The organism is Streptomyces sp. NPDC004134 (assembly GCF_042874195.1).
Taxonomy (GTDB): Bacteria; Actinomycetota; Actinomycetes; order Streptomycetales; family Streptomycetaceae; genus Streptomyces.
Genome location: NZ_JBIAMS010000008.1, coordinates 42,102 through 55,998 on the forward strand (window position 1 = coordinate 42,102; position 13,897 = coordinate 55,998).

The 13,897-nt window shown below is 72.4% G+C and carries 17 protein-coding genes; 9 read left to right on the top strand and 8 right to left on the bottom strand.

Annotated elements, in window-relative coordinates:
- Window positions 1-52 precede the first annotated feature (52 nt).
- Both ACFYVJ_RS13200 and ACFYVJ_RS13205 read left to right on the top strand, forming a co-directional pair.
- Window positions 53-2,236 carry an immune inhibitor A domain-containing protein gene (locus ACFYVJ_RS13200; RefSeq protein WP_388890419.1) on the top strand — a complete coding sequence of 728 codons (2,184 nt, stop codon included), beginning with the start codon at window positions 53-55 and terminating at the stop codon, window positions 2,234-2,236.
- A gap of 115 nt (window positions 2,237-2,351) precedes the next feature.
- Window positions 2,352-2,657 (top strand): hypothetical protein, encoded by a 306-nt coding sequence (locus ACFYVJ_RS13205; protein ID WP_388890023.1) that lies wholly within the window; start codon window positions 2,352-2,354, stop codon window positions 2,655-2,657.
- 164 nt (window positions 2,658-2,821) lie between these two features.
- Here the strand turns inward: ACFYVJ_RS13205 and ACFYVJ_RS13210 are convergent, their stop codons facing one another.
- A complete protein-coding gene (locus ACFYVJ_RS13210) occupies window positions 2,822-3,409 on the bottom strand; it encodes an isochorismatase family protein (protein WP_388890026.1) in 588 nt (195 codons plus the stop codon).
- A 93-nt stretch (window positions 3,410-3,502) separates the two neighbouring features.
- Entirely contained in the window at window positions 3,503-4,825 is a 1,323-nt protein-coding gene (locus ACFYVJ_RS13215) for a nicotinate phosphoribosyltransferase (RefSeq protein ID WP_388890029.1), read from the bottom strand.
- Window positions 4,826-4,961: 136 nt separating this feature from the next.
- Between ACFYVJ_RS13215 and clpS the strand changes: the two genes are divergently transcribed.
- From clpS to ACFYVJ_RS13230, 3 genes are all read left to right on the top strand, one after another.
- Window positions 4,962-5,270, top strand: coding sequence for an ATP-dependent Clp protease adapter ClpS (gene clpS, locus ACFYVJ_RS13220; protein WP_018834043.1), 309 nt, complete (start codon window positions 4,962-4,964; stop codon window positions 5,268-5,270).
- The gene (locus ACFYVJ_RS13225) at window positions 5,270-5,869 is read left to right on the top strand and encodes a DUF2017 domain-containing protein (protein ID WP_388890032.1); all 600 of its coding nucleotides are present in this window, start codon (window positions 5,270-5,272) and stop codon (window positions 5,867-5,869) included. Before clpS ends, ACFYVJ_RS13225 begins: the two co-directional genes overlap by 1 nt.
- A gap of 108 nt (window positions 5,870-5,977) precedes the next feature.
- Window positions 5,978-7,411, top strand: a complete 1,434-nt coding sequence (locus tag ACFYVJ_RS13230; protein ID WP_388890034.1) for an amino acid permease — start codon at window positions 5,978-5,980, stop codon at window positions 7,409-7,411.
- A gap of 36 nt (window positions 7,412-7,447) precedes the next feature.
- Here ACFYVJ_RS13230 and ACFYVJ_RS13235 read toward each other — a convergent pair whose 3' ends face one another.
- From ACFYVJ_RS13235 to ACFYVJ_RS13255, 5 genes are all read right to left on the bottom strand, one after another.
- Window positions 7,448-8,398: a PLP-dependent cysteine synthase family protein gene (locus ACFYVJ_RS13235; protein WP_101424335.1), complete on the bottom strand. Its 951-nt coding sequence runs from the start codon at window positions 8,396-8,398 to the stop codon at window positions 7,448-7,450.
- Window positions 8,398-8,676 (bottom strand): MoaD/ThiS family protein, encoded by a 279-nt coding sequence (locus ACFYVJ_RS13240; RefSeq protein ID WP_388890037.1) that lies wholly within the window; start codon window positions 8,674-8,676, stop codon window positions 8,398-8,400. Before ACFYVJ_RS13240 ends, ACFYVJ_RS13235 begins: the two co-directional genes overlap by 1 nt.
- 122 nt (window positions 8,677-8,798) lie before the next feature.
- Window positions 8,799-8,954, bottom strand: coding sequence for a putative leader peptide (locus tag ACFYVJ_RS13245; RefSeq protein WP_388890039.1), 156 nt, complete (start codon window positions 8,952-8,954; stop codon window positions 8,799-8,801).
- Window positions 8,955-9,018: 64 nt separating this feature from the next.
- Window positions 9,019-9,471 carry a Mov34/MPN/PAD-1 family protein gene (locus tag ACFYVJ_RS13250; RefSeq protein ID WP_388890042.1) on the bottom strand — a complete coding sequence of 151 codons (453 nt, stop codon included), beginning with the start codon at window positions 9,469-9,471 and terminating at the stop codon, window positions 9,019-9,021.
- Window positions 9,472-9,575: 104 nt separating this feature from the next.
- On the bottom strand, window positions 9,576-10,043 hold the full coding sequence (locus ACFYVJ_RS13255) for a type II toxin-antitoxin system PemK/MazF family toxin (RefSeq protein ID WP_388890046.1): 468 nt from the start codon (window positions 10,041-10,043) through the stop codon (window positions 9,576-9,578).
- A gap of 202 nt (window positions 10,044-10,245) precedes the next feature.
- Here ACFYVJ_RS13255 and ACFYVJ_RS13260 point away from each other — a divergent pair, with 202 nt between their 5' ends.
- The 4 genes from ACFYVJ_RS13260 (at window position 10,246) to rdgB (ending at window position 12,907) form a co-directional block, all read left to right on the top strand.
- Complete coding sequence (locus ACFYVJ_RS13260; protein WP_388890049.1) at window positions 10,246-10,998, top strand: MBL fold metallo-hydrolase; 753 nt, start codon at window positions 10,246-10,248, stop codon at window positions 10,996-10,998.
- Window positions 10,999-11,154: 156 nt separating this feature from the next.
- Window positions 11,155-11,913 carry a ribonuclease PH gene (rph, locus tag ACFYVJ_RS13265; RefSeq protein ID WP_388890051.1) on the top strand — a complete coding sequence of 253 codons (759 nt, stop codon included), beginning with the start codon at window positions 11,155-11,157 and terminating at the stop codon, window positions 11,911-11,913.
- Window positions 11,913-12,299, top strand: coding sequence for a hypothetical protein (locus ACFYVJ_RS13270; protein WP_388890054.1), 387 nt, complete (start codon window positions 11,913-11,915; stop codon window positions 12,297-12,299). Before rph ends, ACFYVJ_RS13270 begins: the two co-directional genes overlap by 1 nt.
- On the top strand, window positions 12,296-12,907 hold the full coding sequence (rdgB, locus tag ACFYVJ_RS13275) for an RdgB/HAM1 family non-canonical purine NTP pyrophosphatase (protein WP_388890056.1): 612 nt from the start codon (window positions 12,296-12,298) through the stop codon (window positions 12,905-12,907). Before ACFYVJ_RS13270 ends, rdgB begins: the two co-directional genes overlap by 4 nt.
- 103 nt (window positions 12,908-13,010) lie before the next feature.
- Here rdgB and ACFYVJ_RS13280 read toward each other — a convergent pair whose 3' ends face one another.
- On the bottom strand, window positions 13,011-13,868 hold the full coding sequence (locus tag ACFYVJ_RS13280; protein WP_388890059.1) for a fumarylacetoacetate hydrolase family protein: 858 nt from the start codon (window positions 13,866-13,868) through the stop codon (window positions 13,011-13,013).
- Window positions 13,869-13,897 lie beyond the last annotated feature (29 nt).

Genomic DNA, 13,897 nt, shown 5'->3' on the forward strand with positions numbered 1-13,897 from the left:
CGGTCCGTTCAGCAAGGAGCAGGAGGCGCGCCAGGAGGCCGCGCTGCAGCAGTTGCTCTCCGGCGAGACCGAGGCGCAGCCGCGGGCGAAGAAGGACGGCTCGACCGTCGTCAAGCTCGACGACGGCAAGTACGCGGAGCTGGGCCGGGGCGCGAAGACCGACAAGATCTTCACCGTGCTGGTCGAGTTCGGCGACGACGTCGACAACGAGACCATGTACGACCCGGACGGCCCGGACGGCCCGAAGCCGCCCGTCGTCAAGTACGGCGGCGACGCGGGCCCCGCGCACAACCGGATAGCCGAGCCGGACCGGGCGGTGGACAACTCCACCGACTGGAAGGCCGACTACGACCGCCGGCACTACCAGGACCTCTACTTCTCCATGGACGCGGACAAGCAGTCCGTGGCGAAGTACTACGAGAAGCAGTCCTCCGGGAAGTACACGGTGGACGGCGAGGTCAGCGACTGGGTCTCGGTGAAGTGGAACGAGGCCCGCTACGGCTCCAACTACTGCGGCGACTCCACCTGCGCCTCCGTCTGGGACCTGGTGCGCGACGCGACCGCCAAGTGGGCCGAGGACCAGAAGGCCGCAGGGAAGACCGACGCCGAGATCAAGGCGCAGCTCGCCGAGTACGACGTCTGGGACCGCTACGACTTCGACGGCGACGGCAACTTCGACGAGCCCGACGGCTACATCGACCACTTCCAGCTCGTGCACGCGGGCGAGGACGAGTCCGCCGGCGGCGGCGTGCAGGGCGAGGACGCCATCTGGGCGCACCGCTGGTACGCCTACGGCACCGACGCGGGCAGCACGGGCCCCGGCGAGAACAAGGGCGGCGGCACCCAGATCGGCGACACCGGCGTGTGGGTCGGCGACTACACCGTCCAGCCGGAGAACGGCGGACTGGGCGTCTTCGCCCACGAGTACGGCCACGACCTCGGCCTGCCCGACCTGTACGACACCGCGGGCGGCGAGAACTCCACCGCCTTCTGGTCGCTCATGTCCTCCGGCTCCTGGCTCGGCCGCGGCAAGGACGCCATCGGCGACCTGCCCGGCGACATGACCGCCTGGGACAAGCTCCAGCTCGGCTGGCTGGACTACGACACGGCCAAGGCGGCGACCCGCTCCAGGCACACCCTCGGCCGCGCCGAGGAGCAGAAGGACGGCAAGCCGCAGGCGCTCGTCGTCGAGCTGCCGGAGAAGGCCGTCACCACCACCATCACCGCGCCTGCCGAGGGCACCAGGCAGTGGTGGAGCGGGATGGGCGACGACCTGTCCAACTCCCTGACCCGTACGGTCGACCTGACCGGCAAGTCCAGCGCCTCGCTGGCCCTGAAGGGGTGGTGGGACATCGAGGAGAACTACGACTTCCTCTACGCCGAGGTCTCCACCGACGGCGGCGCCGGCTTCACCCCGCTCGACGGCACCGCGAACGGCGCGCAGATCCCGCGCGACGGCGGCGACCGGCCGGCGCTGACCGGCGTCTCCGGCGAGTACCGCGACCTGGAGTACTCCCTCGACGCCTACGCGGGCCAGGAGATCCAGCTCCGCTTCCGCTACCAGACCGACGGCGGGGTGGCGCAGAAGGGCTTCGCCGCCGACGCGTTGACGATCACGGCGGACGGCGCGGAGGTCTTCGCGGACGGTGCCGAGGGCGACGACGCGGGCTGGACGGCGGACGGCTTCTCGCGCGTCGAGGAGTCCTTCACCAAGGACTACCCGCAGTACTACATCGCCGAGAACCGGCAGTACGTGTCGTACGACAAGACGCTCAAGAGCGGCCCGTACAACTTCGGCTGGGTCACCGACAAGCCGGACTGGGTGGAGCACTTCCCGTACCAGAACGGCCTGGCCGTCTGGCTGTGGGACACCTCGCAGCTCGACAACAACACCAGCGTCCACCCGGGCGAGGGTCTGGTGCTGCCGGTCGACGCGCACCCGAAGCCGGAGAAGTGGGCGGACGGCTCGGTGATGCGGAACCGCATCCAGGCGTACGACGCCACCTTCAGCACCCAGCGGACCGACGGCTTCACCCTGCACAAGGACGGGAAGCCGGCGAAGATCACGTCGAAGAAGGGCGCCTCGGTCTTCGACGATCACAAGGGGTCGTACTGGGTCGAAGGGAACCCGGGCGGCAGCGTGAAGGTGCCGGACACCAACACCAGGATCTCCATCGTCCAGGAGCCCGGTCATGGCCGGACCATGACAATCCAGGTGGCGCCCTCCGTCAGGTGATTCGGTAAAGCTGCAGGTCAGAGACGTATCGGCCGCTGCCCCTGGCGGGGCGGCGGCCGATCGCGTAAAGATGGCGTGAGTAGGCTGGCCGAGGGACGACCACGTGAGGAGCGCCATGGGCGGAGGAGGATTCACCACGCTGCCGGACGGCAGCATGGTGGTCGCCGTCTCCCTGCCGGCCCCCGTGGAGGGCCGGCGCATACGTGTGCTCGTCCACGCCGCGAACCGCGCCAGGGCCCTGACGCGGCTGCGGAACCACGGCCTGCGCTCCGTCTACCTCCGGGGCAACGCGCACCCGCCCACGCCGGACGAGGTGACCGCCGTGCTCTGCCATCCGGACGGCCTGGTCTGGCGCGGCTCGCTCGACGACGACACGGAGTCCTGGCACCCGATAACGGCGCTGTTCCGGCTGGCGACGTAGGCGTACGGCCGCAGCCGCGGCCAGGCGGCCGCGGGCCTGGCAGCGGGACCTGGCAGCGGGACCTGGCAGCGGGGCCTGGCAGCGAGGGCCCGGCAGCGCCGGGCGCGGGGCGCACGCCCGCAGCCCCGGGAGCCCCGCAGGCGGCCCTGAGGGCGCCCGTGGCGTCAGCCGACGACCGGCTTGCCCGTCAGCTCCACGCCCGCCTCCGACAGCTCCCCCAGCGCCCGCCGGGTGCTGTCCTCGGCCACCCCCGCCGTCAGGTCCAGCAGCACCTGGGTGCGGAAGCCCTCCGCCGCCGCGTCCAGCGCCGTCGCCTTCACGCAGTGGTCGGTGGCGATGCCCACCACGTCGACCTCGGTGACCTCCCGGGCGCGCAGCCAGTCCGCCAGCGGCACGCCGTTCTCGTCCGCCCCCTGGAAGCCGCTGTACGCGGCCGCGTACGCGCCCTTGTCGAAGACCGCCGAGATCGCGCCGGAGGCGACGGTCGGGGCGAAGTTCGGGTGGAAGCCGACGCCCTCCGTGCCGGCCACGCAGTGCCGCGGCCAGGAGTGCACGAAGTCCGGGTGCGCGGAGAAGTGGTCGCCCGGCTCGACGTGGTGGTCGCGGGTGGCGACGACGTGCTGGTAGCCGGCGGTGGACCGGCCGATCAGGTCCGTGATCGCGGCGGCGACGTCCGCGCCCCCGGTCACCCCCATGCTGCCGCCCTCGCAGAAGTCGTTCTGCACGTCAACGACGATCAGTGCACGATGCATGGTGCGATGCCCTTCGTGAGTCGGCGTCGGACGGGCGGCCCGCTGGGGAGCCAAGCGCCGCGCGTCCCGGTTCTCTGCCCGCTGGGCCGGGCGTCATACGTACTCCGTCGGCAGGACCGGCTCACCCCTGGAGAGCTGGGTGGCGGACAGCGGCAGCCCGTCCCTGGCCACGACGTGCCGGGCCCTGGCGTCGTCCATCGGCTCCCGGCCCACGACCTTCCCGCCGCGCACCAGCGGCACCAGCAGCTCCCGGCCCGCCAGCTCCGCCGGCAGCTCCCCGGTGCCGAGGACCTCGGCCTCCGCGACCCCGTACGCGTCCAGCCGCCGGGCCGCCCACTTCCGGCCGCCGATCGACGTCTTCCCGCCCGTCGACCGCTTCGCCACCGGCACCAGCGGCGCGTCCGGGGCGTCGGAGGCGGCGCGGGCGACCAGCTTGTAGACCATCGAGCACGTCGGGTGCCCGCTGCCGGTGACCAGCCGGGTGCCCACGCCGTACGCGTCCACGGGGGCGGCGGCGAGCGAGGCGATGGCGTACTCGTCGAGATCGCTGGTGACGATGATCCGGGTCCGCTCCGCGCCCAGCTCGTCGAGCTGCTGGCGCACCCGGTGGGCGACCAGCAGCAGGTCGCCGGAGTCGATCCGCACGGCCCCCAGCTCAGGGCCCGCGACCTCCACGGCGGTACGGACCGCGGCGGCCACGTCGTACGTGTCGACCAGCAGCGTCGTCCCCGCGCCCATGGACTCGACCTGCGCGGTGAACGCCTCGCGCTCGCTGTCGTGCAGCAGCGTGAAGGCGTGCGCGGCGGTGCCGACGGTGGGTATGGCGTAGCGGAAGCCGGCGGCCAGGTCGGAGGTGGAGGTGAAGCCGCCGACGTACGCCGCCCGGGAGGCGGCCACCGCGGCCAGCTCGTGGGTGCGCCGGGCGCCCATCTCGATCAGCGGCCGGCCGACGGCGGCGACGGCCATCCGGGAGGCGGCGGCGGCGATGGCGGAGTCGTGGTTGAGGATCGACAGCACCACCGTCTCCAGCAGCACGCACTCGGCGAAGCTGCCCTCGACGCGCAGCACGGGGGAGCCGGGGAAGTACACCTCGCCCTCGGGATAGCCCCAGATGTCGCCGGTGAACCGGAAGTCCGCGAGCCAGTCCAGGGTCGGGGCGTCGACCACGTCGTGCGCGCGCAGGAAGCCGAGCACCTCGGGCTCGAAGCGGAAGCTCTCCAGCGCGTCCAGGACGCGCCCGGTGCCGGCCACGACGCCGTAGCGGCGGCCCTCCGGCAGCCGGCGGGTGAAGGTCTCGAAGACCGAGCGCCGGCCGGCGGTGCCGGCGTGCAACGCGGCCTGGACCATGGTCAGCTCGTAGTGATCGGTGAAGAGGGCCGTCGAGGGGACGGTGACCGGCAGCTTCAGTTCCGACATGCGCCTGATCCTACGCTCATACTCGTCACTCTGACGATTTCCGGTGTCCGAATGGCTGCGGCACCGCCTCGGGTGGCAGCATGGGACCGTCAGGGCTGCGATCGCAGCCGGAGCTATCGAGGAGTTGCCGCCAACCGTGAGCGTCGCACCCACGGAGATCGAGCGCCCGGAGACCGTCGAGTCCCAGTCACCCGCGGCGGTGCCTGAACCGGACGTCCCCTGGGTGACGATCGTCCACAACGACCCGGTGAACCTCATGAGCTACGTGACGTACGTCTTCCAGGCGTACTTCGGATATCCGAGGGAGAAGGCCCGCAAGCTCATGATGGACGTACACACCAAGGGGAGGGCCATCGTCTCCAGCGGCTCCCGCGAGGAGATGGAGCGGGACGTGCAGGCGATGCACGGCTACGGGCTGTGGGCCACCCTCCAGCAGGACCGCTGATGGCCGGGCACTTCGAAGCGGTTCCCGGCGGCGGCGCGGCCGTCGCGCTGGACGAGCTGGAGATCTCCATCCTGCGCACGCTGACCGTGCAGTTGCTGGAGCTGATCGGCCCCGGCGACGCCCCCGCGGACGCCCCGCCGCCCGCCGACCCGCTGGACGCGCTCTTCGCCGAGGGCCCCAGCAAGCCGCCGTCCGACCCGGCGCTGGCGCGGCTCTTCCCCGACGCGTACGGCGAGCCCGGCACGGGCCCGGACGACGAGGAGCGGGCCCGCTCGGCGGAGTTCCGCCGCTACACCGAGCCGGAGCTGCGGGAGAGCAAGCGGGAGAACGCGCTGGCGGTCGTCCGCGGGCTCGACCTGCTGTCGGTGCAGGGCGAGGGCGGTGCGGTGCTCAAGGTCGGCCCGGAGGAGTCGCGGCAGTGGCTCGCGACGCTGAACGACCTGCGGCTGGCCATAGGCGCGCGGCTCGACATCCGGGACGACGACGACGGCGAGGTGCTGTTCCGGCTGCCGGACGAGGACGAGCGGAAGCCGATGGTGATGGCGTACCTGTGGCTGGGCGGGCTCCAGGAGACCCTCATCGAGACGCTGATGGGCTAGGCCCGCGGGCCCTGTCAGGGCCCCGTTCGGGTGAATGTGCACATAATCACCCTTTTCCCGTGGTAAAGCTGCAGACGGGGGACTGCACGGGAAAGGGCACAACTCCACATGACCACTGCGAAGGTGCCGGAGGGCGGCGGATCGGCTCCGTCCTCCGAGGAGGGCTACGAGCGCGGGCTCGGCAGCCGCCAGATCCAGATGATAGCCATCGGCGGCGCCATCGGGGTGGGCCTCTTCCTGGGCGCCGGCAAGATCATCGAGAAGGCGGGCCCCAGCCTCATATTCCTGTACGCGCTCGCCGGCGTCGTCATCTTCTTCATCATGCGGGCCCTGGGCGAACTGCTCCTCTACCGCCCCGTCTCCGGCAGCTTCGCCGAGTACGCCCGCGAGTTCCTCGGCCCCTACTTCGGCTACGTCACCGGCTGGACGTACTGGCTGATGTGGGCCGTCACCGGCATGACCGAGCTGACCGCCGCCGCCATCTACATCAACTACTGGTGGCCGGCCATCCCGCAGTGGGTCAGCGCGCTCGGCTTCCTCGTGCTCCTCTTCGGCGTCAACCTGATCTCGGTGAAGATCTTCGGCGAGCTTGAGTTCTGGTTCTCGATGGTCAAGGTCACCGCGATCATCGGCATGATCGTCATCGGGGTCGGCGTCCTCACCCTCGGCTTCTCCGCCGCCGGCAACACCGCCACCACCACGAACCTCTGGAACCACGGCGGCTTCTTCCCCAACGGCATCGGCGACAGCCTCATGACCCTCCAGGGCGTGATGTTCGCCTACCTCGCCGTCGAACTCGTCGGCGTCACCGCGGGCGAGAGCGCGAACCCCGAGAAGACCCTGCCCAAGGCGATCAACACGCTGCCCTGGCGGATCGTCATCTTCTACGTCGGCTCGCTGATCGTCATCCTGTCGGTGGTCCGGTGGACGGAGTTCAGCGAGGGCATCAGCCCCTTCGTCGCCGCCTTCGGCAAGATCGGCATCCCGCTGGCCGCCGGCATCGTCAACTTCGTCGTGCTCACCGCCGCCCTGTCGTCGTGCAACTCCGGCATGTACTCCACCGGCCGCATGCTGCGCGCGCTGGCCGCCAACTCCGAGGCGCCCAGGATCTTCGGCCGGCTCAGCCCGCGCCGGGTGCCGGCCGCCGGCATCGCCATGTCGGTGGTGGTCATGTCCGTCGGCGTGGTGCTCAACTACCTCGTGCCGGAGAAGGCGTTCGGGTACGTCATGTCCGTGGCCACCGCCGCCGGCATCTGGACCTGGGCGATGATCCTCCTCAGCCACATCCGCTACCGCCGCCGGGTCGCCGCGGGACACCTGCCCGCCTCGTCGTTCCCGGCGCCGGGCGGGGTGGTGTGCAGTTGGCTGGCGCTGGTCTTCCTCGCCTTCGTCACCGTGCTCACCGCGCTCGACGCCGACGCCCGCGTCTCGCTGTACGTGGGCGCGGGCTGGGCGGTGCTGCTGTCGGGCGGCTGGGCGGTGAGCCGGCGGCGGGCCGCGGCCCGGGAGGCGGCGCCCGAGTACGTCGCGGGGGCGCAGTAGCCGCCGCGCCCCCGGCGGAGATCCGGACGTCGGGCGCTACGCCCAGAGCTGGCCGTGCAGCGCGGCGACGGCCTCCTCCGTGGTCTCCGCGGTGTAGATGCCCGTCGACAGGTACTTCCAGCCGCCGTCCGCGACGAGGAACGCGATGTCCGCGCTCTCCCCCGCCCGTACCGCCTTGCGGCCCACGCCGATCGCGGCGTGCAGCGAGGCGCCGGTCGAGACGCCCGCGAAGATGCCCTCCTCGCGCAGCAGTTCGCGGGTACGGGTCACGGCGTCCTCGGAGCCGACGGAGTAGCGGGTGGTGAGCACCGACTCGTCGTACAGCTCGGGGACGAAGCCCTCGTCGAGGTTGCGCAGCCCGTAGACGAGGTCGTCGTAGCGCGGCTCGGCGGCCACGATCTGCACGCCCGGGCGGTGCTCGCGCAGGAACCGGCCGGCGCCCATGAGCGTGCCCGTGGTGCCGAGGCCGGCCACGAAGTGGGTGATCGACGGCAGGTCGGCGAGGATCTCGGGGCCGGTGGTGGCGTAGTGCGCGCCGGCGTTGTCGGGGTTGCCGTACTGGTAGAGCATCACCCAGTCCGGGTGCTCGGCGGCCAGCTCCTTGGCGACCCGTACGGCCGTGTTGGAGCCGCCGGCCGCGGGCGAGGAGATGATCTCCGCGCCCCACATGGCGAGCAGTTGGCGGCGCTCCGCGCTGGTGTTCTCCGGCATCACGCAGACGATGCGGTAGCCCTTGAGCCTGGCCGCCATGGCCAGCGAGATGCCGGTGTTGCCGGAGGTCGGCTCCAGGATCGTGCAGCCGGGGGTGAGCCGGCCGTCCTTCTCCGCCTGCTCGACCATGAAGAGCGCCGGGCGGTCCTTCACGGAGCCGGTCGGGTTGCGGTCCTCCAGCTTCGCCCAGATCCGTACGTCCGGGGCGGGGGAGAGGCGGGGGAGGTGGACCAGGGGCGTGTCGCCGACGGCCGCCAGGGTGCTCTCGTACCGCATCAGACCGAGCCGCCGGCGACGGCGGGCAGGATCGTCACGCTGTCGCCGTCGGTGAGCTTGGTGGCGATGCCGTCGAGGAAGCGGACGTCCTCGTCGTTGAGGTAGACGTTGACGAAGCGGCGCAGGTCGTCGCCGTCGACCAGGCGCGCGCGGATCCCGGTGTGCCGGGACTCCAGGTCGTCGATCAGCTCGGCCAGCGTGGTGCCGTCGCCCTGGACGGCCTTCTCGCCGTCGGTGTAGCTGCGGAGGATGGTCGGGATGCGGACCTCGATGGCCATTTCGGGGCTCCTGTGGGATGCGGGGAGTCGGGCTGCGGACGCGGGCGGCCGCGCCGCGGGCGGGCGGGGACGTACGCGGCCGGGGCCGCCGGACACGGGGTCGGCGCGTTCCCCCACGGCGCTTACGCGCGTGGGAGGTGCCCCAGGACGCGGCCGGCCGCGCGGGGCGGCGCGGTCGTACAGGCGGCGCTGGCGAGACGGCAGAGGTCGACGTGCAGACGGGCGACGAGCGGCACCTGCCTGCCCGGGGGGTTCCGGGTCACGTCGTGGACAACCATGGGGTCATCGTATCGATTCCCCGTCCGCCTGCCGGATCGCCGTTTCATGATGCGGACCGGGGGTTCAGCCCGCGGGGGCGTCGTCGTACGAGGAGGTCACGGTGACGTCCTCCTCGGTGATCACACCGTCCACGATGCGGAACGAGCGGAAGGAGACCGGCCCTTCGTCGTTGCCGGACCCGGCGGTGGAGACCAGGACGTAGTGGGCGCCGGGCTCGTTGGCGTAGGAGACGTCGGTGCGGGAGGGGTACGCCTCGGTGGCGGTGTGCGAGTGGTAGATCACCACCGGCTCCTCGTCGCGGTCGTCCATCTCCCGGTAGAGCCGGAGCAGGTCCTGCGAGTCGAACTCGTAGAACGTGGGGGAGCGGGCGGCGTTGAGCATGGGGATGAAGCGCTGCGGGCGGCCGTCGGCGGGCGCCGGCGCCGGGCCCGCGACCACGCCGCACGCCTCGTCGGGGTGGTCCTTGCGGGCGTGGGCGACGATCTGCTCGTACAGCTCCTCCGTGATGGTCAGCATGGGGGAAGGATGGCACGGCCGCGGCGGGCTTACCTCGTACGTTCCGAACACTGAGACGAATCCGCCCGGATTCCGGGACGTGTGTCCCGGGGGGTTCCGGGAGGTCAGGTGTCGGAAAGGTGGCGGACCCGGTCCCACACCGCCGGGTCCACCGGACCGGCGCCGCGGCGGAGGTCCCGGAGGGCGACCTCGTGCAATTCGTCCGTCTCCAGGAACGCCGGGCGGTCCTCCCCCTCGCCGGTGGAGCCGGGCGGCAGCGGGATCAGGTCCGGCCGGCCGCCGTCGTGCCGGGTGGTGATCCAGGCCACCGCCGCCGTCCCGGCCGAGGTCTTCAGCACCAGGCAGGGCCGGTCCTCGCCGTCCGCCGTCTCCGCGTCCCCGTACGGCACGGGGGCCCACCACACCTCGCCGGGCTCCGGCTCGGGTGCCGGGCCGTCGCCCGGCCCGCTGCCGCCCGCCGGTTCGGTCGGCCGCCGGTGCGCGCTCCGCACACGGCCGAAGCTGTCGACGAGCCCGGCGATCACGGCCAGCACCACCACGGCCACGATGGCCGGCCACCACGAGGCGTCCATGCGCCCGATCGTAGATGCCGCCGCCCGCCTCCGCGGGCGGCGCCGCGCAGGCGGACACGCGGGCCGCACCCCGTCGCCATACTGGTGATTCCGCCCACAACCGGGATGGCCGGGGGACCGCTCCGGTCCGTCCCGGCTTACCCTCGGCAGAGCCGGCGGGGCATCGTCGCCCCGTCCCGACCGTGCCGGAGGTCCCTCCCCGATGAAGCTCACCGTCGTCGGTTGCTCGGGCTCGTTCCCGTCCGCGGACTCCGCGTGTTCGAGCTACCTCGTCGAGGCGGAGGGTTTCTCGCTCCTGCTCGACATGGGCAACGGCGCGCTGGGGGCACTGCAGCAGCACTGCGGACTGTACGACCTCGACGCCGTCCTGCTGAGCCACCTGCACGCGGACCACTGCATCGACATGTGCGCCTATTTCGTCGCGCGCTACTACCGTCACGACGGCGGCCCCGCGGAAGTGCTCCCCGTCTACGGCCCCAAGGGCACGGAGCAGCGGCTCACCACCGCGTACGCGGACACCCCCTCGGAGACGTCGATGAGCGAGGTCTTCGACTTCCGGGCGCTGGAGCGCGGCGCGTTCGAGATCGGCCCGTTCACGGTGCACGCGGACCGGGTGAGCCACCCCGTCGAGGCGTACGCCTTCCGCATCGAGCACGGCGGCCGCAGCCTCGTCTACTCCGGCGACACCGGACCCTGCGGGGCGCTGACCGAGCTGAGCGCGGCCGCCGATCTGCTGCTCTGCGAGGCGGCGTTCACCCACGGCCGCGAGCAGATCCCCGACCTGCACCTCAACGGCCGCGAGGCGGGCGAGGCCGCCGCCGCGGCGGGGGTGGGGCGGCTGGTGCTGACGCACATCCCGCCGTGGACCGACCCGCAGGTCAACCTGCGGGACGCGAAGGAGGCGTACGGGGGTCCCGTCGAACTGGCGCGCGCGGGCGCGGTGTACGAGGTCTGAGCAGCCGGGACCGGCTCCCGGCCACCGCCCGGCGGGCCGCCCGGGATCGCGGACGTGACGAGCCGCCGGTACGGGCCCCAGGGCCCCCGGCCCGGGGCGGGCACCCGGGGCCGGCACCCGGGCCGGCCTTCATGAAGGGCCTATAGGGTCGGGGACATGGCTACCTCTGAGACCCCCGGCGGCTTCGGCCGTATCGACGGACGCACCCCCGCCGAACTGCGCCCCGTGGCGCTGGAACGCGGCTGGAGCATGCACGCCGAGGGGTCCGTGCTGGTGTCCTTCGGCGACACCCGGGTGCTCTGCACCGCCAGCTTCACCGAGGGCGTGCCGCGCTGGCGCAAGGGCAGCGGCGAGGGGTGGGTCACCGCGGAGTACGCGATGCTGCCGCGGTCCACCAACACCCGGGGCGACCGGGAGTCCGTACGCGGCAAGATCGGCGGCCGCACGCACGAGATCTCCCGGCTCATCGGCCGGTCGCTGCGCGCCGTCATCGACTTCAAGGCCCTGGGCGAGAACACCGTCGTCCTCGACTGCGACGTCCTCCAGGCCGACGGCGGCACCCGTACCGCCGCCATCACCGGGGCGTACGTCGCCCTCGCCGACGCCGTCGCGTGGGGCCGGCGGAACAAGCTGATCAAGTCCAAGGCGACACCGCTGACCGGCACCGTGGCCGCCGTCAGCGTCGGCATCGTGGGCTCCGTGCCGCTGCTCGACCTCTGCTACGAGGAGGACGTGCGGGCGGAGACCGACATGAACGTCGTCTGCACCGGCGACGGACGCTTCGTCGAGGTGCAGGGCACCGCCGAGGGCGAGCCGTTCGCCCGCGCCGAACTCGACGCGCTGCTCGACCTCGCGGTCGGCGGCTGCGCGCAGCTCGACGGGCTGCAGCGCAAGGCACTGGAGGGAGACCAGTGATGGGGAAGAGGCTCTGGACCCGCGCGGGCGTCGCGCTGGCGGCGGGGGCCGCCGCGGTGACGCTCACCGGCGCGTGTGACGCGGTGAGCAAGGCCATAGACTGCGGCCAGCTCGCCACCAGGATCGCGGCCGACGTCGACCAGTTGCAGGAGGCCGTCTCCGGCGCGGGCGAGAGCCCGCAGGCCGCCGCGGACGCCCTCAACGAGATCGACAAGAACCTCGACGACTTCGGCGACCAGGCCGACAACGCCGACGTCGGCAAGGCGGTCGACGACCTCCAGCGGGCGGTCGACAACGCCCAGCAGGCCACCGACCGCGGCGACGTACCCGACTTCCAGCCGGTCGGCGACGCCGCCGGCGAACTGACGAACGTCTGCACCTCGTGACCGCGCACCGCCTCGTCCTCGCCACCCGCAACGCGGGTAAGATCACCGAGCTGCGCGCGATCCTCGGCGAGGCGGGTATCGACGCCGAACTCCTCGGCGCCGCCGACTTCCCCGACGTCCCGGACGTGCCCGAGACCGGCGTCACCTTCGCCGAGAACGCGCTCCTCAAGGCGCACGCGCTGGCCCGCGCCACCGGGCTGCCCGCGGTCGCCGACGACTCCGGGCTCTGCGTCGACGTCCTCGGCGGCGCCCCCGGCATCTTCTCCGCCCGCTGGGCGGGCCGGCACGGCGACGACGCGGCGAACCTCGCCCTGCTCCTCGCCCAGCTCTCCGACGTCGGCCCGGCGCACCGCGCCGCGCACTTCGCCTGCGCCGCGGCGCTCGCGCTGCCGGACGGCACGGAGCGCGTCGCGGAGGGGAAGCTGGAGGGCACCCTGCGGGACGAGCCGGCGGGCACCGGCGGATTCGGGTACGACCCGATCCTCCAGCCGCTCGGCGAGGACCGCACCTGCGCCGAGCTGACCCCCGAGGAGAAGAACGCCATCAGCCACCGCGGCAAGGCGTTCCGCGCCCTGGCCCCCGCGGTACGGGAGTTGCTCAAGGGCTGAGTGCCGCGAACGGGCCGCCCCGCGCGGCTCGTACGGACGCCGCCGTACGGACGCCGAGGGCGCCGCCGGATCCTTCCGGCGGCGCCCTCGGCGTGTGCTGCGCCTACGCGCCCTTGATCTCCTGGCGTTGCCGGCCGAGGCCGTCGACCTCCAGTTCCACGACGTCGCCCGCGCGCAGGTACGGCTTCGGCTCCGCCATGCCCAGCGCGACCCCCGCCGGCGTACCGGTGTTGATCACGTCGCCCGGGTACAGCGTCATGAACTGGCTCAGGTACCGCACCACATGGGCCACCGGGAAGATCTGGTCCGCCGTCGTGCCGTCCTGCCGCTTCTCGCCGTTCACCCACAGCCGCAGCCCCAGGGCCTGCGGGTCCGGCACCTCGTCGGCCGTCACCAGCCACGGGCCCAGCGGGTTGAACGTCTCGCAGTTCTTGCCCTTGTCCCACTGCCCGCCGCGCTCCAACTGGAACTCGCGCTCGGAGACGTCGTGCGCCACGGCGTAGCCCGCGATCGCGGCCAGCGCGTCCGCGTCCGACTCCAGGTAGCGGGCCGTACGGCCGATGACCACCGCCAGCTCCACCTCCCAGTCCGTCTTCTCGCTGCCGCGCGGCACGAGCACCGTGTCCTCGGGGCCCACCACCGTGTCCGGGGCCTTCATGAAGAGGATCGGCTCGGCCGGGATGGCCGCGCCGGTCTCGGTCGCGTGGTCGTGGTAGTTCAGCCCGATGCACACGATCTTGCCGATCCGGGCCACCGGCGGGCCCGTGCGCAGCCCTTCGGCGTCGAGCACCGGCAGTTCGCCGGCCGCGGCGGCGTCCCGTACGCGGGCGAGCGCCGCGTCGTCGGACAGCAGCGCTCCGTCCACGTCGGACACGACTCCGGAGAGGTCCCGCAGGGTCCCTCCGTCGTCAAGCAGGGCCGGGCGCTCGCTCCCCGGCGGTCCGACACGCAGCAGCTTCATGTGATGACTCCCCTCTCCGCGGTCGATCG

What these genes read in the sequence shown, in the direction of transcription:
- ACFYVJ_RS13280 (WP_388890059.1), bottom strand. Translation starts at nt 13,868, where the DNA reads ATGAAGCTGCTGCGTGTCGGACCGCCGGGGAGCGAGCGCCCGGCCCTG.
- ACFYVJ_RS13250 (WP_388890042.1), bottom strand. Translation starts at nt 9,471, where the DNA reads ATGCTGACCATCACGGAGGAGCTGTACGAGCAGATCGTCGCCCACGCC.
- rph (WP_388890051.1), top strand. Translation starts at nt 11,155, where the DNA reads ATGGCTACCTCTGAGACCCCCGGCGGCTTCGGCCGTATCGACGGACGC.
- ACFYVJ_RS13240 (WP_388890037.1), bottom strand. Translation starts at nt 8,676, where the DNA reads ATGGCCATCGAGGTCCGCATCCCGACCATCCTCCGCAGCTACACCGAC.
- ACFYVJ_RS13225 (WP_388890032.1), top strand. Translation starts at nt 5,270, where the DNA reads ATGGCCGGGCACTTCGAAGCGGTTCCCGGCGGCGGCGCGGCCGTCGCG.
- ACFYVJ_RS13245 (WP_388890039.1), bottom strand. Translation starts at nt 8,954, where the DNA reads ATGGTTGTCCACGACGTGACCCGGAACCCCCCGGGCAGGCAGGTGCCG.
- ACFYVJ_RS13255 (WP_388890046.1), bottom strand. Translation starts at nt 10,043, where the DNA reads ATGGACGCCTCGTGGTGGCCGGCCATCGTGGCCGTGGTGGTGCTGGCC.
- ACFYVJ_RS13235 (WP_101424335.1), bottom strand. Translation starts at nt 8,398, where the DNA reads ATGCGGTACGAGAGCACCCTGGCGGCCGTCGGCGACACGCCCCTGGTC.
- ACFYVJ_RS13230 (WP_388890034.1), top strand. Translation starts at nt 5,978, where the DNA reads ATGACCACTGCGAAGGTGCCGGAGGGCGGCGGATCGGCTCCGTCCTCC.
- ACFYVJ_RS13205 (WP_388890023.1), top strand. Translation starts at nt 2,352, where the DNA reads ATGGGCGGAGGAGGATTCACCACGCTGCCGGACGGCAGCATGGTGGTC.
- ACFYVJ_RS13215 (WP_388890029.1), bottom strand. Translation starts at nt 4,825, where the DNA reads ATGTCGGAACTGAAGCTGCCGGTCACCGTCCCCTCGACGGCCCTCTTC.
- ACFYVJ_RS13260 (WP_388890049.1), top strand. Translation starts at nt 10,246, where the DNA reads ATGAAGCTCACCGTCGTCGGTTGCTCGGGCTCGTTCCCGTCCGCGGAC.
- ACFYVJ_RS13270 (WP_388890054.1), top strand. Translation starts at nt 11,913, where the DNA reads ATGGGGAAGAGGCTCTGGACCCGCGCGGGCGTCGCGCTGGCGGCGGGG.
- ACFYVJ_RS13210 (WP_388890026.1), bottom strand. Translation starts at nt 3,409, where the DNA reads ATGCATCGTGCACTGATCGTCGTTGACGTGCAGAACGACTTCTGCGAG.